Source organism: Bradyrhizobium sp. BLXBL-01, from assembly GCF_051853025.1.
Classification (GTDB): Bacteria; Pseudomonadota; Alphaproteobacteria; order Rhizobiales; family Xanthobacteraceae; genus Bradyrhizobium.
Map to the genome: position 1 here is coordinate 452,588 of NZ_CP182471.1, position 19,303 is coordinate 471,890.

At 65.0% G+C, this 19,303-nt stretch carries 18 protein-coding genes and 1 tRNA gene; 9 read left to right on the forward strand and 10 right to left on the reverse strand.

What is annotated here, in order from left to right:
• Positions 1–69: 69 nt before the first annotated feature.
• Together rpmA and rplU are read right to left on the reverse strand one after the other, a co-directional pair.
• A complete protein-coding gene (gene rpmA, locus ACNJYA_RS02180) occupies positions 70–339 on the reverse strand; it encodes a 50S ribosomal protein L27 (RefSeq protein WP_008538809.1) in 270 nt (89 codons plus the stop codon).
• A gap of 102 nt (positions 340–441) precedes the next feature.
• The gene (rplU, locus tag ACNJYA_RS02185) at positions 442–822 is read right to left on the reverse strand and encodes a 50S ribosomal protein L21 (RefSeq protein ID WP_172788806.1); all 381 of its coding nucleotides are present in this window, start codon (positions 820–822) and stop codon (positions 442–444) included.
• A gap of 334 nt (positions 823–1,156) precedes the next feature.
• On the opposite strand from rplU, the gene ACNJYA_RS02190 reads away from it, so the two are divergent.
• Entirely contained in the window at positions 1,157–2,293 is a 1,137-nt protein-coding gene (locus tag ACNJYA_RS02190; RefSeq protein ID WP_212257641.1) for an ROK family protein, read from the forward strand.
• Positions 2,294–2,835: 542 nt separating this feature from the next.
• Here the strand turns inward: ACNJYA_RS02190 and ACNJYA_RS02195 are convergent.
• Positions 2,836–3,699 carry an alpha/beta fold hydrolase gene (locus ACNJYA_RS02195; RefSeq protein ID WP_212257640.1) on the reverse strand — a complete coding sequence of 288 codons (864 nt, stop codon included), beginning with the start codon at positions 3,697–3,699 and terminating at the stop codon, positions 2,836–2,838.
• 160 nt (positions 3,700–3,859) lie between these two features.
• Between ACNJYA_RS02195 and ACNJYA_RS02200 the strand changes: the two genes are divergently transcribed.
• Positions 3,860–3,949 (forward strand) — tRNA-Ser (locus ACNJYA_RS02200).
• Between the two features lie 35 nt (positions 3,950–3,984).
• Here the strand turns inward: ACNJYA_RS02200 and ACNJYA_RS02205 are convergent.
• Entirely contained in the window at positions 3,985–4,896 is a 912-nt protein-coding gene (locus ACNJYA_RS02205) for a LysR family transcriptional regulator (protein ID WP_439401953.1), read from the reverse strand.
• A gap of 111 nt (positions 4,897–5,007) precedes the next feature.
• Between ACNJYA_RS02205 and ACNJYA_RS02210 the strand changes: the two genes are divergently transcribed.
• Together ACNJYA_RS02210 and ACNJYA_RS02215 are read left to right on the forward strand one after the other, a co-directional pair.
• Positions 5,008–6,648, forward strand: a complete 1,641-nt coding sequence (locus ACNJYA_RS02210) for an FAD-dependent oxidoreductase (RefSeq protein WP_439401954.1) — start codon at positions 5,008–5,010, stop codon at positions 6,646–6,648.
• A gap of 91 nt (positions 6,649–6,739) precedes the next feature.
• Positions 6,740–7,720: a Bug family tripartite tricarboxylate transporter substrate binding protein gene (locus ACNJYA_RS02215; RefSeq protein WP_439401955.1), complete on the forward strand. Its 981-nt coding sequence runs from the start codon at positions 6,740–6,742 to the stop codon at positions 7,718–7,720.
• A 196-nt stretch (positions 7,721–7,916) separates the two neighbouring features.
• Here ACNJYA_RS02215 and ACNJYA_RS02220 read toward each other — a convergent pair whose 3' ends face one another.
• Positions 7,917–8,819 (reverse strand): LysR family transcriptional regulator, encoded by a 903-nt coding sequence (locus tag ACNJYA_RS02220; RefSeq protein ID WP_172788800.1) that lies wholly within the window; start codon positions 8,817–8,819, stop codon positions 7,917–7,919.
• 92 nt (positions 8,820–8,911) lie between these two features.
• Between ACNJYA_RS02220 and ACNJYA_RS02225 the strand changes: the two genes are divergently transcribed.
• The 3 genes from ACNJYA_RS02225 (at position 8,912) to ACNJYA_RS02235 (ending at position 12,088) form a co-directional block, all read left to right on the forward strand.
• Positions 8,912–9,973: an aldo/keto reductase gene (locus tag ACNJYA_RS02225; protein ID WP_439401956.1), complete on the forward strand. Its 1,062-nt coding sequence runs from the start codon at positions 8,912–8,914 to the stop codon at positions 9,971–9,973.
• 88 nt (positions 9,974–10,061) lie between these two features.
• On the forward strand, positions 10,062–10,577 hold the full coding sequence (locus ACNJYA_RS02230; protein ID WP_260381618.1) for a nuclear transport factor 2 family protein: 516 nt from the start codon (positions 10,062–10,064) through the stop codon (positions 10,575–10,577).
• A 371-nt stretch (positions 10,578–10,948) separates the two neighbouring features.
• The gene (locus ACNJYA_RS02235; RefSeq protein ID WP_439401957.1) at positions 10,949–12,088 is read left to right on the forward strand and encodes an FAD-dependent oxidoreductase; all 1,140 of its coding nucleotides are present in this window, start codon (positions 10,949–10,951) and stop codon (positions 12,086–12,088) included.
• Positions 12,089–12,450: 362 nt separating this feature from the next.
• Here ACNJYA_RS02235 and ACNJYA_RS02240 read toward each other — a convergent pair whose 3' ends face one another.
• Complete coding sequence (locus ACNJYA_RS02240) at positions 12,451–13,386, reverse strand: LysR family transcriptional regulator (RefSeq protein WP_439365201.1); 936 nt, start codon at positions 13,384–13,386, stop codon at positions 12,451–12,453.
• 94 nt (positions 13,387–13,480) lie between these two features.
• Here ACNJYA_RS02240 and ACNJYA_RS02245 point away from each other — a divergent pair, with 94 nt between their 5' ends.
• Positions 13,481–14,335 carry an NAD(P)H-dependent oxidoreductase gene (locus tag ACNJYA_RS02245; protein ID WP_212257631.1) on the forward strand — a complete coding sequence of 285 codons (855 nt, stop codon included), beginning with the start codon at positions 13,481–13,483 and terminating at the stop codon, positions 14,333–14,335.
• A 48-nt stretch (positions 14,336–14,383) separates the two neighbouring features.
• Here ACNJYA_RS02245 and ACNJYA_RS02250 read toward each other — a convergent pair whose 3' ends face one another.
• A complete protein-coding gene (locus tag ACNJYA_RS02250; RefSeq protein WP_212257630.1) occupies positions 14,384–15,592 on the reverse strand; it encodes an EAL domain-containing response regulator in 1,209 nt (402 codons plus the stop codon).
• Positions 15,593–16,193: 601 nt separating this feature from the next.
• A complete protein-coding gene (locus tag ACNJYA_RS02255) occupies positions 16,194–17,357 on the reverse strand; it encodes a hypothetical protein (protein WP_212257629.1) in 1,164 nt (387 codons plus the stop codon).
• A 337-nt stretch (positions 17,358–17,694) separates the two neighbouring features.
• Here ACNJYA_RS02255 and ACNJYA_RS02260 point away from each other — a divergent pair, with 337 nt between their 5' ends.
• Positions 17,695–18,315, forward strand: coding sequence for a LuxR C-terminal-related transcriptional regulator (locus tag ACNJYA_RS02260; RefSeq protein ID WP_439365202.1), 621 nt, complete (start codon positions 17,695–17,697; stop codon positions 18,313–18,315).
• Between the two features lie 77 nt (positions 18,316–18,392).
• On the opposite strand, the gene ACNJYA_RS02265 is transcribed toward ACNJYA_RS02260, so the two are convergent.
• Both ACNJYA_RS02265 and ACNJYA_RS02270 read right to left on the reverse strand, forming a co-directional pair.
• Entirely contained in the window at positions 18,393–18,641 is a 249-nt protein-coding gene (locus ACNJYA_RS02265) for a hypothetical protein (RefSeq protein ID WP_172788790.1), read from the reverse strand.
• A 153-nt stretch (positions 18,642–18,794) separates the two neighbouring features.
• Entirely contained in the window at positions 18,795–19,169 is a 375-nt protein-coding gene (locus tag ACNJYA_RS02270) for an Hpt domain-containing protein (RefSeq protein WP_172788789.1), read from the reverse strand.
• Positions 19,170–19,303 lie beyond the last annotated feature (134 nt).

Below are 19,303 nucleotides of genomic sequence, written 5' to 3' on the forward strand. Positions count from 1 at the left end.
CGATCTGTTGGGATCTTCAGGACTCCGCCGGTTCAGTCGGGACCGGCGGATTCCAATTTGATCCACCGTCTATTCAGCAGCCTCGGCAATCGGAAGCACCGATACGAAGGTGCGGCCGTTGGCTTTGGCCTGGAACGCAACGCGGCCCTCGATCTTGGCGAACAGAGTATGATCCGTGCCCATGCCGACATTGAGGCCGGGATGCCAGGTGGTGCCGCGCTGACGCGCAATGATGTTGCCGGGCGTGACGATCTCGCCGCCGAACGCCTTGATACCGAGGCGCTTGCCCTTGGAATCGCGACCGTTGCGCGATGAACCGCCTGCTTTTTTGTGAGCCATGGCTCGTCTCCGAAATCCTGCGTAGTTCTAGGTCAATTCCTTGACGGAATCATTTCAAAATTTCTCACGCTTCAATTCGTGAATTGGCGTGATCGATTTCCGTTACTCGGCGGCTTCCGCTGCCGGCGCCACCTTCTCCTTCTTCGGACGCGGGCCCTTGGTGGGCTTGGCGCCGTCGGTCAGGATCTCGCTGATGCGCAGCACGGTGATCTCGTCGCGATAGCCGCGCTTGCGGCGCGAATTCTTGCGGCGGCGCTTCTTGAAGGCGATGACCTTGGGGCCGCGCTTGTGGTCGAGCACCTCGACCGCAACGGACGCGCCTGCCACCGTCGGAACGCCCAGCACCGGCGTGTCGCCGCCGACCACCAGAACTTCATTCAACTGCACGATCGAGCCGACTTCGCCTTCGATCTTGCCAACTTCGAGAACATCATCCGGCACGACGCGGTATTGCTTGCCGCCGGTTTTGATGACTGCGAACATCGTTCTTTCTCCGTGTTCAATCCCGGCCTCGGGACGTCTTCGTCCGGGTCGGCTTTTTGTCAGTCGCTATGGGTTTATCTGCGTTTTGCGCGGGTGGGTTTTATCCCTTTGAAAACCCACGCAAAAACAAGCGGCGCGAGAAACGCCCCGCGCCGGCTGTGGGACTTATAGCCGCGATCCGCCCAGAGTCAAGGAAAACTGGGCGAAAACCGCCCGGATTTGAAGGATTTGGCGAGAGTTGCAGCGCGTGGGCTGAATCTGCCGCCGGCTTGCAACCAACGGGTTCCCACCCCGTTGTGTCCTCGCAAATTGGACACGCGGGCAAGGGCTTATCATGGCGACGGACGAACTGGTCAAGACGACGGGCATCGCCCAGCACGGGGCGAGCCGCCTGCCGTCGGTCGATGTCGACAGCTTCAACATCGAGATCAAGGACGAGGACGGGTTTCTCGGCGACCGCGCCTCTAAGGGCGCCTTTCGCGAGATCCTCGAACAATGGCGCAAGCCCTTACGCAAGAGCGGCGAGGATCCGTTCGGCGACGAGCCGTCGGACAAGATCAGCAAGAAGCTCCTGGATGCCGTTCTGGTCGGCGACGACACCGAGGCCACCGCCGTCGTGCACAGCGCGATCGAGGACTTCGCGCAGGAGCTCGCCTACGTCACGCGGCGATTCCTCAAGACCAAGGCCTGGGCCAAGACCGAATGCATCGTGGTCGGGGGCGGCTTTCGCGCCTCTAGGCTCGGCGAGATCGCCATTGCACGCGCCGAGATCATCCTGAAATCGGAGGGCTTCAAGGTCGACCTGGTGCCGATCCGCTTCGACCCTGACGATGCCGGCCTGATCGGAGCCTTGCACCTCGCGCCGTCCTGGATCTTCGAGGCCTATGACAGCATCCTCGCCGTCGATATCGGCGGCACCAACATCCGCTGCGGCATCGTCGAAACCCGCTGGAAGAAGGCGCCCGACCTGTCCAAGGCGATCGTCTTCAAGTCCGAGCTGTGGCGCCATGCCGACGACGAGCCGAGCCGCGAAGCCGCCGTGAAGCGGCTGGTCAAGATGCTGCAAGGCCTGGTCGAGGATGCCGCGGCCGAAGGCTTCAAGCTCGCACCCTTCATCGGCATCGCTTGTCCCGGCGTGATCAACGCGGACGGCTCGATCGAGAAGGGCGCGCAGAACCTGCCCGGCAATTGGGAAAGCAGCAAGTTCAACCTGCCGGCGAGCCTGGTCGAGGCGATTCCCGGCATCGGCGGGCACGACACCGCGATCCTGATGCACAATGACGGCGTCGTTCAGGGCCTGTCGGAAGTGCCGTTCATGCAGCATGTCCAGCGTTGGGGCGTGCTCACCATCGGCACCGGCCTCGGCAACGCGCGCTTCACCAATCGCCGCAAGGAGAACGGCAACGGCAAGGACCGGGATTCCACGGAGAGCGGGAAGAAAAAGGATAAGGACAGCAAGAAGGGCGACTGAGCGGCCAGGGTCGATCGGCCACGCGGCGCTGCCCACCTCTCCCGAAGGGAGAGGTCGAATGGCATCGAGAGATGCCGTTCGGGTGAGGGGTTTCGGTCTCGATCATGCTGACCGCATGTCCGCCCCCGGCCTTACCGCGCCCGGGTAACCTTGACCGGTTAGGTTAAGGGACGGATTGCGTTGCGGGAAACCCGCCGCCCGCTAGGGTCTAGCCGTCGCTTCCACTCGGCCGGCGAAGCCGCCCTTCACGGCCAGTATTTCAATGAGCGGCACGGGACCGCCAGTGTTTACCGCGTCTGGCGGTCCCACCTTGTTTTCCGAACATTGGCATTTGAGAGTTTTCGCTGCTGCCATCCTTCGAGACGCCCGCCTTGGGCGGGCTCCTCAGGATGAGGGCGGAGTGCGTGGCTGCAGCTTCAACGGGCACTGACGCTGATGAGCCTCATCCTGAGGAGGCGCGTAAGCGCCGTCTCGAAGGACGAGGCGTGCGCGCAGGCCGCCGCACCAGGTCCATCGCTGCCCGAGTTCGGCCTTCTTGCGCCTCAACTCCACCCCACACGCGCAAAGAACGCCGCGATCTCGCTCGCCGCGCGATCCGGATCTTCCCGATGCGGGAAGTGGCCGACATCGGGAAACATCTTCAGATCGAGATCGCTGAAGGTCTCGGACAGCCGATCGGTCCACGAATAAGGAAACAGCGGATCGTGCTCGGCCCAGCGCACGCAGGTCGGCACCGCGATCGGCGGCAGCTTGGGCGCTTCGCCCTTCATCATCGCAACCCGCCCTTCATGCGAGGCGCGGTAATGCGCAAAGCCGCCGGCGAGGTTGCCGTCTTTCAGGAAATTGTCGATGAAGACCTCCAGCACCTCGTCGAAGGCGTCGCTCCGGTGCGCCCAGCCTTTGAGGAAATGGCCGATATAGAGCCGGCAGCTCTCCCGGCTCGCACCAACGAGCTGTGGCGCCATCTGCATCTGGTGAAAGGACTGGTACCAGATGTGGTTGAGCCGATCGGGCGCCGCCATCCGCGGCCCGATCCCGGGATAGACGAAATCGAAGAAGAACAGCCCAGCGAATCGCTTCTGCGCCAGCCGGGCCAGGGGCTGCATGACCGCGCCGCCAACATCGTGGCCGACCACGCCGAATCGGTCGATGCCGAGCCTGTCCATCAGCGCCAGCATGTCGGCCGCGTGCCCGTCCGGCCCGTAAGGGCCATCGGGCTTGTCGCTGTCGCCGAAGCCGCGCAGATCGGGCGCGACAAGCGTGAACCGGTCCGAAAGCCTCGATATCACCGGCTCCCAGGTCAGCCAGAATTCCGGCCAGCCATGCAGCAAAAGCAGCGGTTTGCCTTTTCCGGCGCGGACCAGGTGGAAATCGGCGCCATTGGCCGTGACGGTCAGGTGCTCCATGGCGGTTCCTTTTCGAGCCGAGAGGCCAAGGGGTCGACAAGCCGGACGACAAGGGCTGAAAGAGGCAGCGGATTTTCCCCTTTCGCGCCTTGTCTGGCCCGCCATCCTCGCCTATTAACGCCCCCAACCACAGGGGCCCAGCTCCTATATGGCGCCTTCAGGAGAGGTGGCAGAGTGGTTGAATGCACCGCACTCGAAATGCGGCATAGGTGCAAGCCTATCGGGGGTTCGAATCCCTCCCTCTCCGCCAGCTCAACGACGATCCTTCCAAATAGCTCCGCAAAATCAACCTGATGCCGGTGTCGTTCGCCCGGCCAGCACCGCCCGCGCCGTCGCCACGAAGGCCTGCGCCGCCGGCGACAGTGTTCGGCCCTGGCGCTGCAGCAGCGACACGGGTCGCGTGAGGGCGGGGCGCACGAGCGGTCTTGCGATCAGTGTCGGGAACTGGTCGGCCGGCAGCATCGTCGCGGGAAGGATGGCGAGACCAAGACCCTGCGCCGTCATGGCGAGGGCGGTGTTGATCAAGGTCACTTCATAGGTCGGATCGAGGCGCTTGCCCTGCGCGCTCAGGGCCTGATCGATCTGCATGCGGATCCGCGTCTCCCGGCGCATCGCGATGGTCGGCAGTTGCGCCAGCTCGTCCCAGGTGAGGGAGCGACGTGCGGCGAAGTCCGCGGTGCGGCGGCCGATCGCGCTCAGGCGGCCGCTTGTCAGCGTCTCGATCGTCATGTCCGCGAATTCGCCTTCCACGCTGCCGATCGCGAACTCGGCATCGGTCGTGGCCAGCCGTGGCACGAGATCGTCGGCGGCAACATCCCGCATGTCGATCTCGATGCCGGGATGGCTGGCGCGGAATTTCGCCAGCACCATGGGCAGCAGCGCCGATGCGGTGCCGGCCGAGGCGAGAAACGCGACGCGGCCGGCGCGGGCCTGCGCGAGGTCGCGCATGCGGCGCGACAGGCCTTGCGCATCGCTCAGCATACGTTCGGCGGCGTGGAACGCCTCGTCGGCAGCCAGCGTCGGCTGCACCAAACGCGTGGAGCGGTCGAACAGCTTGACGCCGAGCTGGGTCTCGAGCTGCTGGATCAACAGGCTCGCCGCCGATTGCGTAATGCCGAGCTCGCGGGCGGCCCGCGTGATGCTGCGCGTCCGGTACACGCCGGTGAAGGCCTCCAATTGGCGCAAGGTGACATTCATCGGAAAAGCTCATGAATTGATGAGTACTTTCCGGCTTATCTCATAAGCGGGCCTGCAATAAAATGCATGATGTGCGGGCGGACAGAATCCGCGGCAAGGATTGGAGCGAGCATGAGAGCGCAAGTGCTGGTGGTGGGCGCCGGGCCCGTCGGATTGACTGCGGCGATGGATCTCGCCTCGCGCGGGATCGACGTCGTCGTCGCGGAGATCCGCCACGCCGGCGATCCGCCCAGCGTCAAGTGCAATCATGTGTCGGCGCGCTCGATGGAGATTTTTCGACGGCTCGGAATTGCCGCCAAGCTGCGCGATGCGGGACTTCCTGCGGACTTTCCCAACGATTGCTCCTATCGGACCACGGCGACCGGGATCGAGCTTTGCCGCATCGACATTCCCTCCCGCGCGCGCCGCTATAGCGCGACGGGCGGCCCCGACACCTGGTGGCCGACGCCCGAGCCGCCGCACCGGATCAACCAGGTCTATCTCGAGCCGATCCTGTTCAGCCATGCCGCCGCGCAGCCGCGCATCAAGATCCTGCCGCGCACCGAAATCACCGACATCGAGCAGCACGATGACCACGTCGTCGCGCTGGCGCGCGATCTCGACAGCGGACATGCGCTCCGCATCGAAGCCAGCTTCGTGATCGGCTGCGACGGCAGCCGATCCCTCGTTCGGAAAGCGATCGGTGCCAGCCTGTCCGGCACGCCGGTGATCCAGCGCGTGCAGTCGACCTTCATCGAGGCCCCGCAACTGAAGGAGTTGATGGGCGCACACAAGCCGGCCTGGATGGTGCTCGCGCTCAACCCGCGCCGCTCCGGCACCGTTGTTGCGATCGACGGTCACGACCGCTGGCTGATCCACAACCACCTGAAGCCCGACGAGCCTGAGTTCGATTCGGTCGATCGCGACTGGGCCATCCGCGCCATCCTCGGCGTCGACGAGCGCTTCGAATACCGCGTGCTCAGCAAGGAGGATTGGGTCGGACGCCGCCTCGTGGCCGATCGTTTCCGCGACCGCAGGGTCTTCATCTGCGGCGACGCCGCGCATCTGTGGATGCCCTATGCCGGCTACGGCATGAATGCGGGCATTGCGGATGCCGTCGATCTCTGCTGGCAATTGGCGGCGCATCTGAACGGCTGGGCGCCGGCTGCGATTCTCGATGCCTATGAGGCGGAGCGCCAGCCCATCACCGAGCAGGTGTCGCGCTTTGCGATGGACCATGCGATGAAGATGATGGCGCAGCGCGGCGGCGTGTCCGCCGAGATCGAGGACGACACGCCGCGCGGCCACGCGGCGCGCGCGGCGCTGGCGAAGGCGGCCTACGATCTCAACGTGCAGCAATATTGCTGCGCCGGCCTCAACTTTGGCTATTATTACGATGCCTCGCCGATCATCGCCTATGACGGCGAGACGCCGCCGCCCTATGCGATGGGCAGCTTCACGCCCTCCACCGTGCCGGGCGCTCGCGCGCCGCATTTGTGCCTGCGTGACGGACGCTCGCTCTACGACGCCTTCGGCCCCGGCTACACATTGCTGCGGTTCGACCCGGCGATCGATGTGACGCCGCTGCAAGACGCTGCAAAGCAGCGGGGCGTGCCGCTCGCGCTGGTCGACGTTGCGCCGGAGGAGGCGAACGGCGCCTATGCCGAGAAGCTCGTGCTGGCGCGGCCCGACCAGCACATCGCCTGGCGCGGGCAGTCCGCGCCGGAGAACCCGCTGGGCCTGCTGGCACGTATCACTGGCGCTGCGGCGTAAGACGACACCGAGCGGACGGCTGGCGGCGCAGCTCGCCAGGTCAACTTCGAGAAGCCGAGTTCAAAAACAGGAACGCATGGAGGAGGAGAACGTGTTTCACGTCGCAAGGCGCCGCATCCTGGCCGTGTTGACGGCCGCGACTTTCGCGGTGTTGCCGCTGAAGGCAAGCCACGCCGCCTATCCCGAGCAATTGATCAAGATCATCGTGACCTTCCCGCCCGGCGGCAGCGCTGACACCGTCATCCGCGCGCTCGAGCCGCTGGTCACAGCCGAGCTCAAGCAGAGCCTGGTGATCGAGAACCGCGCCGGCGCCGGCGGCAACATCGGCATGGCCGCGGTCGCGCAGGCGAGGCCGGACGGCTACACGCTCGGCGTGGCGCCGGCAGGCGCGCTGACGGTGAATCCACACCTCAACGCCGCGATGCCGTTCGCGCTGAAGGATCTCGCGCCCATCACCCTGCTCGCGGAAATTCCCTTTGTGCTGGTCGCATCCGCGAATATCCCGGCGCGTAACACCGCGGAGACGATCGCGCTTGCCAAGGCGAGGCCAGGTGCGCTGTCGATCGGTCATGGCGGCAACTCGACGGCGATGCATTTGACCGCCGCGCTGTTCACGCACAAGACCGGAATCGCGATGGAGCTGGTCCCGTATCGCGGGACGGCGCCGGCGGCGGTCGATGTTCTCGCAGGGCATGTCCCCTTCGCGGTGCTGGATATTCCGGCATCGCGGCAGTTGATCCTCGATGGCAAGCTCAACGCGATCGGCGTTTCCTCCGCCCGCCGCCTTTCATCCTTGCCCGCTGTGCCGACGCTGGCCGAGAGCGGCATTGCGGGTTTCGAGTCCGTCGGCTGGTTCGGGCTCGTTGCGCCCGCCGGCACGCCTGCGGATGTCATGGGACGGCTGAACGACGCCTTCACCAAGGCGCTGAAGGATCCTGCCGTGGCGGAGAAGATCCGGACCCTCGGCGCGGAGCCTGCGCCGACCTCGCCGGAGCAGTTCGGCCGCTTCATTGAGAGCGAGAGCACGAAATGGGGCAAGCTGATCAGCGAGGCCGGCATCAAGGCAAACTAGAGCGGGCTTGAGGGATTGCCGCGGCTCGTTCACCTCTCCCGCTTGCGGGAGAGGTCGGCGCGAAGCGCCGGGTGAGGGCTTTCTCCTCTTGGGGATTGTCCCATTGCGGAAACACCCTCTCCCCAACCCTCTCCCGCAAGCGGGAGAGGGAGCGCACCTTCGTCTTTGCGGCGATCGAGCCTCATTTCACTGCGCGCTAGCGCTTTCCGCTCGGCCGATAACGCACGTGATCGATCAGCGCGCGCAGCTTCGGCGGAAGATTCCGCCGATCCGGAAAGTAGAGGAAGAAGCCGGGGAAGAACGGGCAATATTCCTCCAGCACGGGCACCAATTCTCCTCGTTCGATATAGGATCGAAACGTTTCCTCCATGCCGAATGTCAGGCCGCCTCCCGCGCAGGCGGTCCGCACCATGACCCACATGTCGTTGGTCGTGATCCTCGGCTCCACCGCGACGTCGAACTCGCGCCCTCCTTCCGCAAATTCCCAGCGGTAGGGAGCGACGTGCGGCGCCGGCCGCCACCCGATGCAGCAATGCTGCGCAAGCTCGCGCGGATGAGAGGGGGCGCCGAACCGTTCCAGATAGGCCGGAGCGGCCACGACCAGCTGGCGCTGATCGCCCGAGACCGGTACGGCGATCATGTCCTGCTCGATCACTTCGCCGAGCCGGACGCCTGCATCAAAGCCCTCGGCCACGATGTCGAATTCGTCATCGGTCACGGTCACGTCAACCCGCACGCCGGGATTGGCGTGCGTGAATTCGGCCAGCAATGGACCGCGAATGAAACGCTCGGCGATCGATGAGACGGCGAGACGCAGCTGCCCCGTCGGCTGCGCGTCACGGTCGCGGGCGCCATTGATCGCCTGTTCGACTTCGGCGAGCGCCGGCGCCACGCGCTGATGCAAGCGCACGCCGGCTTCGGTGAGACTGACGCTGCGCGTCGTGCGCTGGACGAGAGCCACGCCCAACTGGTCTTCCATGCGTCGGACAGCTTGGCTCACGGCGGATCGTGTCACGCCGAGCCGCTCGGCGGCGCCACGGAAGCTCTTGGCTTCCGCGACCGCGATGAAAACGGCGACGAGGTTCAGGTCGGTGGTCATTGGTTAGCTAGGCTTACCACCCCAGTCATCATTGGCCAACTTCTCCCACCTCTCACCGGGGACTACCTCCGAACCACACGAAGGAGGCTCTGATGACGTCGCTCGATCAATACCGCCTGCTTGGCCGCTCCGGCCTGCGCATATCTCCCCTTGCCCTGGGCGCGATGACCTTCGGGACCGAATGGGGATGGGGATCCGATGCCGATGAGGCACGGCGGATCTTCGATCTGTACGTCGACCGCGGCGGCAATTTCATCGACACCGCGGTGAACTACACCAATGGCGCTTCCGAGCGTTTGGTCGGCCAGTTCGCACGGGACAAGCGCGATCGCCTCGTGCTCGCGACCAAGTTCACCATGGCCCGCGATCCCGGCAACCCCAATTCCGGCGGCAACCACCGGCTCAACATGGTTCGTTCCGTGGAGCAGAGCCTGCGGCAACTCGATACGGACCGCATCGACCTGCTTTACCTCCACGCTTGGGATGCGACGACGCAGCCGGATGAGGTGATGCGCGGCCTGGACGATCTCGTGCGCACCGGAAAGATTTTGTACGTCGGCATCTGCAACTCGCCGGCTTGGCGCATTTCACAGCTGCAGACGATGGCAGATCTGCGCGGTTGGTCGCCCTTCGTTGCCCTCCAGATCGAATACAATCTGGTCGAGCGCACCGTCGAACATGAACTCATTCCGTTGGCAGCCACCCTCGGCTTGGGCGTGCTGCCCTGGTCGCCCCTCGGCGGCGGCGTGCTCACCGGCAAGTACACCCGCGCCGATCTCAGGGATTCTCAGGAACGGGCGGTCGGAGCGACACGCGCCTCGATCATCGCGTCGTCCGGCCTTCTCAACGAGCGATCGCTCGCCGCGGCCGAAACGGTGCGAACCATCGCCACGGAGCTCGGCGCAACGTCCTCGCAGGTGGCCATCGCATGGACGCTGGCCAATCCGGCGGTCACCGCGCCGGTGATCGGGGCCCGCACGCTGGAGCAGGCGGAAGACAATTTCGGCGCGGTCGGGATAACGTTGTCTGCCGAACAGATGGCGCGCCTCGACCAGGCGACTGCGCCAGATCCCATTTTTCCAGGCCGCTTCTTGCGCCGCCCCATGGTGGAGCAACTCATCTTTGGCGGCGCCCGCGTCGCGCGGCGCGGCTAGATCAGCAACAACAGGTCGCCGATCTCGACCGACCGCGCGTGCATCACTTCGGGGCAGAACGACATCTTGCACCAGAAAGGGAGACACAATGGCAGTCATGGTCAATCGCGTACTTGCGTGGTGCTTCTATGCGGTCATCTTCACGGCATCCAGCCTGACAACGGCCGCGCCTTGCGGACAGGCCAGTTCGGTGCAGGGCGACAACAAGCGGGTCGTCGCCGATGCATTCGATCGATGGGCGGCGGGAGGAACCAGATTCTTCAATGACCTGCTGCACGAAAACGTGGTGTGGCGCATCAAGGGATCCGGTCCAAGCGCCGGCGAGTTCAGAGGGCGCGAGGTGTTCCTCGATCGAGCGGTCCGCCCGTTCGCCAGCCGATTGTCGACACCGGTGCGTCCTACTGCCGTGAGGATCTTCGCTGATGGTGATCACGTCATCGCGCATTGGGAAGGCAGCGGTGTGGCCCGTGACGGCAGGCCTTACGCGAACAGTTATGCGTGGATCATGCTCATGCAGGATGGCAAGGCGGCCGAGGTCACGGCCTATCTCGACCTCGCACCCTATGACGACGTCCTGCGGCGTATTCCTTTGCCAGCGCAATAGGCGGGGTGCGAGTAGGCTTGATCGCGACAAGGGAAGGTGCGCTCCCTCCCACGCTTGCGGGGGAGGGGTGGGGAGAGGGTGTCTCCGCGCTGGGATTATCGAGATTAACTGAGGACGTCCCTGCGCGGCGAGAGCGCTCACCCGCCGCGCTCTGCGAGCGCGATAGCCGAGGCTACGCCTCGGCGTCCTTTTGAAGGACGGCCGCCGAAGGCGGCCTATGCTCTCCCGCAAGCGGGAGAGGCGGAGCAAGCCTGCAGACGATCTGATACGGCGTTGTCGATGCCGGCCGCAATCGCCCTCCCCGCAGCCCTTGCCAACCCGCGAAATCCTCCGGATGATCGCCGCGTCGTAGCATCGCTTGTGAGGCGTTCATGCGAAAATGCGAAGTCGCCGTGCTGGGTCTGGGGCTCATGGGCGGAGCAGCGCTGGGCGCATTGCTGGATGCCGGCGTCGATGCGCTTGGCTTCGACCCGATCGCAGCAGGTTCGGATCGAGGCTCGTCACATGGTTCTTGTCGCATTTTCCGTCGCTTCAATTTCGAAAACCCCAACTACACCGGCCTGAGCGACGAGGCTCATGCCGGCTGGATCCGGCTGCAGACCGAAAGCGGTCAAACAATTCTGACGGAAACCCCCATTCTGGAGGCCGGCTGCCCCGGCTCCGCCATGGTGGCGTCCTCGCGCGCGGCCGCGATCGCGAAAGGGCGCCCGGATCCGATGTTGACCGCGGCTCAAGCGAACAAGGAATTTCCGGCTTTCAACCTGCCCGGCGACTGGGACGTCGTCGTGCAGGACGGCGGCGCGATCCTGCACACTGAGGTCGTCATGACACTGATGCGCGCACGCGCTCGCGACCGTGTGATTCCGGAACGCGCGAGCTTCACGCCGCACCGCGACGGCGTGTCGATCCGCACGGCGACCGAAGAGTTCTTCGCCGAGCGCGCGATTCTGGCGCTTGGCCCATGGCTCGGTCGCGCACTCCCGCGACTGGGCGCGCTGCTCAACGTGACCCGACAGGCGGTCGGCTGGTTCGCGCCTGCTAGCCCCGACACTGTGGCGCTCGGTCGTTTCCCGATCTTCATTCTGGACCGAGGTCCTGATGACATGGTCTACGGCTTTCCGGACTTCGAACAGCGCGGCGTCAAAGCTGCGCCTCACAACCACGGGCCCGTGGTCGGCCCCGACGACTGGGGTCCGCACGCCACCGATGCCGAACTCCGCCCGATCGGCGAAGCGTTGGCCGCCCTTGTCCCGGGCGCGGCCGGGCCCATCATCGATCGAGACGTCTGCCTCTACACCAACACCGCGCCCGCCGACCGCTTGCTAGACGCGGGCGAGGAATTCATCATCGATCGCTGGCCGGAGTCCCGCCTGATCGTTTGCTCCGCGTGTTCAGGCCATGGTGCGAAGTTCGCGCCCGCCATCGGGCAAAGGCTTGCTCGCCTTGCCACCGATCCGTCCTACCAGGCAGAGCCCTTCTTTCAGCTGTCCCGCTATTCTCAATTCGCCTGAGCGGATGCTGGGATGTTGCGGTGACAGTGCACAAAAACGCGCACCGTCCGGCGGCAAACGCCTTCAAGAGACCCGGCCAGAACCCTGCCTGTGCGACCTCGTGCGATCTTGGCACTATGCTCCTGTTTTGCCCGACGAAGCAAATGACGGGAGATTCCTCGGCTTTTTGGCTCCCGAAATCCTGCCCGACCCGCACCTGATCCAGCCCCCCACCTAACCCATTGATCTTGCAACCCCCGTCTACTGTGCATGGGGTTGTTTTCGCACTTTTGTTGTTCCATGGCTGACCGCGAAGCGTTCAGCCGTCACGGCACCAGATCAGAGCGCCGCGCGGCGGTTTGCGTGAGATCAAACCGCCTGTTCTATCTCCTGCCGGATTGAGGCCTTTCGATCCCGGGCAATCGCGCGATCTGCTCGGCGAGGAAATCGACCAGGAGGCGCACGCGCGCAACGCCGGACCGCTCCGGCACGATCAGCATGTTCAGCGGAACGGGCGGCGGCGAATAGTCCGGCAGCACGCGTTCGAGGCGGCCGTCCGCGAGCAGGTCGCTGACCAGCCAAAGATGCGCCGGCGCAATGCCGCGGCCCGCCGCGAGCGCCTCGCGCGCGGCCAGCCCGTGATCCAGGCGCAGCCGCCCCGAGAAGGGGATCGCATGGCGGCCACCGCGGCGCCCTTGCAGCACGAGCACATCACTGCCTGCGATGTTGGACATCCGCACGCCCTCGTGATGGGCGAGGTCCTGCGGGCGCGCGGGCCGGCCCCGCGCGGCGAGATAATCGGGTGAGGCCACGAGCAGCCGCCGCGACTGGCCAAGCGGCTTCAGCTTCATCGAGCTTTCGGCGAGCGGTCCCAAGCGCAGTGCGACATCGACGCCCTCCCGGACGAGGTCGATCCGCTCGTCCGTCAGGCTGAGGTCGACCGACACGTCCGGATAGATGTCCTGAAAGGCGAAGATGAAGCGGCTGACGTGGAGCACGCCGAACGCCGCGGTGCAGGAGACCCGGACAGTTCCGGCCGGCGCGCCGCGCGTCGAGCGCGCCTCGTCGCCGGCGTGCTCGACGAGACGCAGGATATGCACGCAGTCGGCGTAGTAATTGCGGCCCTCCGCCGTCACGGTGACCCTGCGCGTGGTCCTGGTGAGCAGCGGCACGCCGACCGCCTGTTCCAGCTCTCGAATGTGCCGCGTCACCGTGGATTGGCCGATCCCGAGCTCGCGCGCGACCGCGGACAGGCTTCCGCGCTCGGCGACGCGCACGAAGCTGCGCATGCGCTCGAGCGTAACCTCCGACCTATCCATTTTCCGGCACAATCTTATCCATTGGCCGCTTCTACCGGATCGCGGTCCAGGGCGCTATCTGCCGATCGCAAATCATCAATCCAATGGTGCTGACATGAAAGTGTTGATCGTCTTTGCTCATCCCGAAGCGCGCTCGCTGAATGGTTCGCTCAGGGATGTCGCCATCAGAGAGCTCGAGGCCCAGGGCCACGACGTGCGGGTCTCCGACCTCTATGCCGAGGGCTGGAGGTCCGAGGTCGATCGCGGCGACTTCCCGTCGCTGCCGATCGATGCGCGTCTCGGGGTCGCCGCGGCATCCAAGCAGGCGTTCGAAGCGGGCACGCTGACCGCCGACGTCAAGGGCGAGATCGAGAAGCTGCTGTGGGCGGATGTTCTGATCCTGCAATTTCCGCTGTGGTGGTTCAGCATGCCTGCGATCCTCAAGGGCTGGGTCGACCGCGTGTTCGCCTACGGCTTCGCCTATGGCGTCGGCGAGCACAGCGACAAGCGCTGGGGTGACCGTTACGGCGAGGGCACCTTGGCCGGCAAACGCGCGATGCTGATCGTGACCGCCGGCGGCTGGCAGGACCATTATTCCGCCCGCGGCATCAACGGGCCGATCGACGACCTGCTGTTTCCGATCAATCACGGCATTCTCTATTATCCCGGCTATGACGTCCTGCCGCCGTTCGTGGTCTATCAGGCCGACAGGTTCGACGACGCCGCTTTCGCCGCGGCGGCCGAACGCCTGCGGATGCGGATGAGAACGCTTGCGACAACGTCACCGATTCCCTATCGGCGTCAGAATGGCGGCGACTACGTCATTCCGAGCATGCAGCTCCGCGCCGGGCTCGAGTCGCCCGAGGCGCGCGGTTTCGCGCTCCACCTCGATCGGCCTGATGAATGCGGCGCGGCGGACAAGCCTGGCGTGATTCGATCGACGACAAATCTCCGCGCCGTAACCGCGTAGTTGCGAGACAGCTCGCGTCGCGCTTCCAGGGCTGGGAGCGCGACGCGCTCATCCCATCACGGTTCGCGTCAGCGCGCTCCGTGCAAACTTCTTCAGCGGCATCGGCTTGCCGAACAGAAAGCCCTGCACGAGGTCGAAGCCGAGCTCGTTCGCGGCGACGAGATCGGCGCGGCTTTCGACCCCTTGCGCCACCGCGCGCGCGCCAAAGCCCTGCGCCAGCTCGACGATGTGACGGCACACCGTGCGCTTCAGCCGGTCGCCGCCGCTGCCGGTGACGAATTGCCGATCGGCCTTCAGCTTGACGAAGGGAATCTTGTCCAGGTCCATCAGCGAGGGCCAGTTAGCGCCGAGATTGTCGATCGACAGGCCGATATTATGCAGGCCGACCTCGCGCGCGACCTCGCCCAGGAGATCGAGCTCGCGGATCGCCTCCTCGCTGTCGATCTCGACCGTCAGTCCGCCGAAGGCCGGGTGTGTCGGCACGCGGCGGCAGAGATCGCGCACCGCCTGCGGCTCCCTGAGATAGGAGGCGGGAAGATTGATCGACAGGTCGACCGGACTTTGTTGCTCGAGAAGATAGTGCCAGTCCTGCATGGCGCGATCGATCACGAACTCCGACAGCGCGCGAAAATGCGGATCGTGCGGCTCCGGGATGAAATAGGCTGGCGGCACCACGCCCCAGGTCGGATGCCGCATCCGCACCAAGGCCTCGGCGCCGTTGCGGACCAGCGTGCGCGCGTCGATCTTGGGCTGGTACCAGAGCTCGAGCCAGCCGGCATGCAAGGCCTCGCCGACATGCACGGCCGGGCTCGGCGCCGGCTCCTCCGGCAGCAGCATGGCAACGCGCTCGCGCAGCGTCTCCGCGGCAAAGGGCGTCGTCAGCGGCGGCAGCATCGCAAGGCCGTATTCCTCACCGACCTGCCGCACCGCTTTGACGATGATCGAATCGCGGGCGCCGACGGCGAGAACCTTGCCGGCAAATGCCTCGCGCACCAGGATTTCGAGGAATCGTCCCGGCTCGATGCCGTCGGCGGCGACGCCGAGCAGGATCAGGTCGGGCAGTTCGCTGGCAAGCACGGTCTGCAGCTCGTCGGCGCTGGCGCATTCGCAGGTGACGAAGCCGAGATCTTCGAGGATCTCGCTGAGAAAGGCGCGCAAGTGACGCTTGCTGTCGGCCACGCAGGCGCGCGGCGTCACCTTTCGTCGTCCGAAGGTCACAGGCCTTCGTCCGACGAGCTCAATCATCCCATCGTTCATTGCAACACCACTCCCGTTCCGTGACGGTTTCATAACCGCGGAGCGTGGGTTCAAATAAGGAGAGCTTCACATCGTTCTTGAATTATCTGAGTAACGTTAAGCCCTGCAATTCGAGCTAATTTGTCGACAGATTCTTCGAAATGAATTCGCATACCCGAGCACCACACGCGCAGCGCCGGTTGTTGCAGGTGAAATGCCTGCGCGCGCGATCGGCGCGCGACTTGCCGCTCGACGGCGTCGAGGGATGCACGCGCGCGGTTGCTCCGAGGCGGCGATCAAGCCGGCGCAGCGTTAATCGACGGCGACTTTCAACTCGCGCCTTCCCGCGATGCGCGCGTCGCGGCCTTCCGCGCGTGACGATTCTGCGACAACGGGTCCGGGCTAGCGGCCAAGAATGTGAAGTACATCACACGCGCATTGCTGCACTCGCGCTAAAGGTTCCCCGAGCTGGTGGAGGGCTGTCGAGGACTACAGCTATGTCGATGCGGCGAATGATGTATTGGTGGTTCAGGTTCGTGCTGTCAGGGCGATTCATGGATCGCTTCCTGTGCCTGCCGCGTTAGCCGCGCTGTGCACCGTGGCCTTCGCGGCCGGACCCGATCTAGGTCTGCCCGATCAATTTGCGGAACGCCGCCGCGCCGTCCTGCATCGCGTCGCGTCCCTTCCAGGCCAGATAGCTCAGCTTGCCGCCGATCGTGTCGTGGCTGCGCAGCCGCCGCGAGCCGAGAATGTGGCCGACATTGGAGGGGAAGCGGCTCACCTCGGCGGAGACCAGCGCCGCGATCGCGTCCATCAATTGCTGGAGGCGGACGCCCCATTCGCAATGCTCGATGCCGTCGATGCGAACCTTGAGCGCATATTCGGTGTCATAGATTTCGGCGAGCAGGTCGCGGGCGATCAGCACCCGGTTGTGCCGGAGTGCGACGCGAAGTGCGAGGCGCTTGTCGTCGAGCCGGTCGAGGACCATCGGCACGACGCAGGCATAGGGTGTGGCGGCGACGTCTGCGGCGGCCTTGCTCGCAGCCGCCCTGGTGGCAAGCCGCACCAATTGCCATGAGGTCTTCAGTCGTCGCGCCGCCAGCGCCAGCGCGAAGGGCAGCGCCTGGGGATGGGCCTTCTTGAAGGCGTCGAGCTGCGCGGTGATCTGGGCGACCTGGCCATCGTCGAACTTCGCGATCTTCTCGGGCAGCTTCGCGTTGAACTTCGGTAGCGCATCGCCGGCGCGCAACACATGCAGCATCTTCACGACGTCGTCGAAAGCGGTGGGCGAGGCCGTATATTGCCCGAGCTTGGCGCGCGCAGATTCGGCGCTCTCGGGCGAATTGAGCGTGCTCTCGAGGACCTTGACGACCTTGGTCTGGAAGATCGAGGCGATCTTCTGCACTTCCTTCGGGTTGTTGGCGGCGACCTGGTCGCCGATCGCCTTGATGTAGTCGCGCGCCATGGTCGGCAGCAGGTCGCGGCAGATCCACTCCCAGATCGGGGTGAGGGTGTTGCGCGAGATCCGCCCCATGTTGGCATGCTCGGGCGCGCCGTCGATCAGCAGCAGCTCCAGCGGTGCGAAGAAATAGCGCGACGGGCTGGTGGCGCGCGCCTGGGTCGATCCGTCCTTGCGGAATTCGGCGCGCAAGCGCGCCTGGATGTCGGCCGAACCGGGCATGTCGATGCCGCACAGCTCGAGCCGCTCGAGCTCGCTGAGCAGACAGCTGCGCGACAGCGGCGTCAGCCTCTGCAGAAATTCCGACAGCCGATCGATCTCGTCCATGGCACGCAATCTTTCGCAGCGTGGCCCGCGGGCTTGCGGGCCCAATGCGTGGAGGCATTTGCGCGCTCTCAACCTCCCTAGAGAAGCAAGTCGCCGTTAATTAATCCGTAAAATCCGGGGGGCGCATGTCGGAGCAAGGCGGCCGCACGAGGAGCTTTTCCTCGTCCGAGACCAGGATCTGGGCAGAAAACTCAACCGCTACATGGTCGCGTGCGACGTCGCGCAAGCACAAATTGTGCCGAAGCCGTCATTTTAGCGTAAAAGGGCCCAAATCACCGTAGTCTTACGGAGCAGAAAGTTAACCACAGACCCGCCCCGGTTCCGGTAAACGAGTGACATGGGGTCACAGAATGATACGGCCACCGATTCGCGGCCGTCGGAATGGCACGAAAGCGCTGCTTCAGCTGAAGAGCCCGATTTCGTCCGTCTGAGCGCCGTTCGTGCGCAGGCGGCCGACGAAATGGCGGCTGCGATCGCTCGCGAGCTCAACGGCCCCCTGACCGCGCTGCTGCTCTACATGGGCGAGATCAAGCATCACAGCGATCAGCTCGTCCCCGCCATGGGCGATCGTGCCTATCTGCAGCGGGTGGTGGAGAACGCGCTGGCACAGACCGAGCGCGTTTGCGGCCTGGTCAAGCAGCTCGCCGGCGCTCACAAGGGCGGCTTGTCAGCCCCGTCCAGCACCGAGGAGGCAGAATCGAGGGCCGCCCGCGTGCTGCAGCCGCCGCGCGCACCGAGCGCCGATCTGCTCGGCCAGTCCGGCCAGAAGCGGCTGACCAAGCGCGAGCGCGAGGTGCTGAGGCTGATCAGCGAAGGCTACTCGAACAAGCAGGGCGCGCTGCGCATGCAGATCAGTCCGCGCACCTTCGAGAGTCATCGCGCCGAGGCGATGCGCAAGCTCGGTGCGCGCAACACCGCGGACCTCGTCCGTGCGGCGCTCTTGCATGCGATCGACTGATCCGGGCTGGTTGCGCCGCCCTCGGGCGGCGCGGACGAGATGCCGAAGATCCATCTCGATAGTTTGGAAATCCGCGCTCAGAAATAGTCTTCGGCGAACGGACGTGCGCGCGGGGCGGGACGCAGCGGTTTGATCTCTTCCTTCGGCGCGCTCGGAATGATCGTGATGGTCCAGCGGGGAGGCATGCTCGATTCCTGCTCCAGCACCGAGCGCACGAAACCGGTCACGGTCGACTCGCCGGCCCTGACCGTCGCCATCCGGCCGTTGAACTGTGCGATGCGGAAGCGACGAACCTCCTTCTGGTCGGCGGTCTCGTAGGTGAACATGGAAAACCCTCCTGGTTTTCCGGGACTATCGCCAGCTATGATTAGCCATCTGTGAAAATCGCAAACCGTAGAAGTACGGCGGGAATACACGCGCCGGTAGTTCGGGAGCGCTTTTACGCGAAGTAGCGCGACGAGGGCGCGCCAAAAAGCGAACTAGCCTTGCGGCTCCTGCGCATGCGCGGCGGCGTAGGCCGCATCCATCAGGTCCAGCATCGCGTGGAATTCGGCCTCGCCGAGGCTTTCCGCGGTTTTCTCCAGCCGCAGTGCCAGCGCTGCGAGCCTGAGATAGCCGAACGTTCCGGCCGCGCTCTTCAACGAATGCGCTTCGCGCGCGATCTTGGCGTGGTGCTGCGCAGGCGAGAGCGTGCGGAACAATTGCAGGCGTGCGCAGGTCTCGCTCCAGAACACGTCGCGCACTTCAGTGGCACCGTCCTCGCCGATCTCGCGCACCAGCGCTTCGTACGCCCGCGGCTCGCGCGCGGGTTCGGCATCGAGCGCCATCGCAGGCGCGACGGTGACGTCAAACATGGCCTTGCCTGCCTTGATCACGGTTCGTTGTCGCGCGGCACGTCGCCGCGCGAGGCATGTCGCGTATCTACGGCATTCGAATTTCAGTTCCGGTAGCGGGATGGCCGGTGTTTGCAGGCCGGCATTAGCGCCCG

Excerpts from the sequence above, each read along its gene's own strand:
- ACNJYA_RS02245 (WP_212257631.1), top strand. The coding sequence starts at position 13,481 with ATGAAAGTGTTGATCGTCTTTGCTCATCCCGAAGCGCGCTCGCTGAAT.
- ACNJYA_RS02210 (WP_439401954.1), top strand. The coding sequence starts at position 5,008 with ATGAGAGCGCAAGTGCTGGTGGTGGGCGCCGGGCCCGTCGGATTGACT.
- ACNJYA_RS02235 (WP_439401957.1), top strand. The coding sequence starts at position 10,949 with ATGCGAAAATGCGAAGTCGCCGTGCTGGGTCTGGGGCTCATGGGCGGA.
- ACNJYA_RS02250 (WP_212257630.1), bottom strand. The coding sequence starts at position 15,592 with ATGAACGATGGGATGATTGAGCTCGTCGGACGAAGGCCTGTGACCTTC.
- ACNJYA_RS02220 (WP_172788800.1), bottom strand. The coding sequence starts at position 8,819 with ATGACCACCGACCTGAACCTCGTCGCCGTTTTCATCGCGGTCGCGGAA.
- ACNJYA_RS02240 (WP_439365201.1), bottom strand. The coding sequence starts at position 13,386 with ATGGATAGGTCGGAGGTTACGCTCGAGCGCATGCGCAGCTTCGTGCGC.
- ACNJYA_RS02230 (WP_260381618.1), top strand. The coding sequence starts at position 10,062 with ATGGCAGTCATGGTCAATCGCGTACTTGCGTGGTGCTTCTATGCGGTC.
- ACNJYA_RS02190 (WP_212257641.1), top strand. The coding sequence starts at position 1,157 with ATGGCGACGGACGAACTGGTCAAGACGACGGGCATCGCCCAGCACGGG.
- rpmA (WP_008538809.1), bottom strand. The coding sequence starts at position 339 with ATGGCTCACAAAAAAGCAGGCGGTTCATCGCGCAACGGTCGCGATTCC.
- ACNJYA_RS02255 (WP_212257629.1), bottom strand. The coding sequence starts at position 17,357 with ATGGACGAGATCGATCGGCTGTCGGAATTTCTGCAGAGGCTGACGCCG.
- ACNJYA_RS02265 (WP_172788790.1), bottom strand. The coding sequence starts at position 18,641 with ATGTTCACCTACGAGACCGCCGACCAGAAGGAGGTTCGTCGCTTCCGC.
- ACNJYA_RS02225 (WP_439401956.1), top strand. The coding sequence starts at position 8,912 with ATGACGTCGCTCGATCAATACCGCCTGCTTGGCCGCTCCGGCCTGCGC.
- rplU (WP_172788806.1), bottom strand. The coding sequence starts at position 822 with ATGTTCGCAGTCATCAAAACCGGCGGCAAGCAATACCGCGTCGTGCCG.
- ACNJYA_RS02260 (WP_439365202.1), top strand. The coding sequence starts at position 17,695 with ATGGGGTCACAGAATGATACGGCCACCGATTCGCGGCCGTCGGAATGG.
- ACNJYA_RS02205 (WP_439401953.1), bottom strand. The coding sequence starts at position 4,896 with ATGAATGTCACCTTGCGCCAATTGGAGGCCTTCACCGGCGTGTACCGG.
- ACNJYA_RS02270 (WP_172788789.1), bottom strand. The coding sequence starts at position 19,169 with ATGTTTGACGTCACCGTCGCGCCTGCGATGGCGCTCGATGCCGAACCC.
- ACNJYA_RS02195 (WP_212257640.1), bottom strand. The coding sequence starts at position 3,699 with ATGGAGCACCTGACCGTCACGGCCAATGGCGCCGATTTCCACCTGGTC.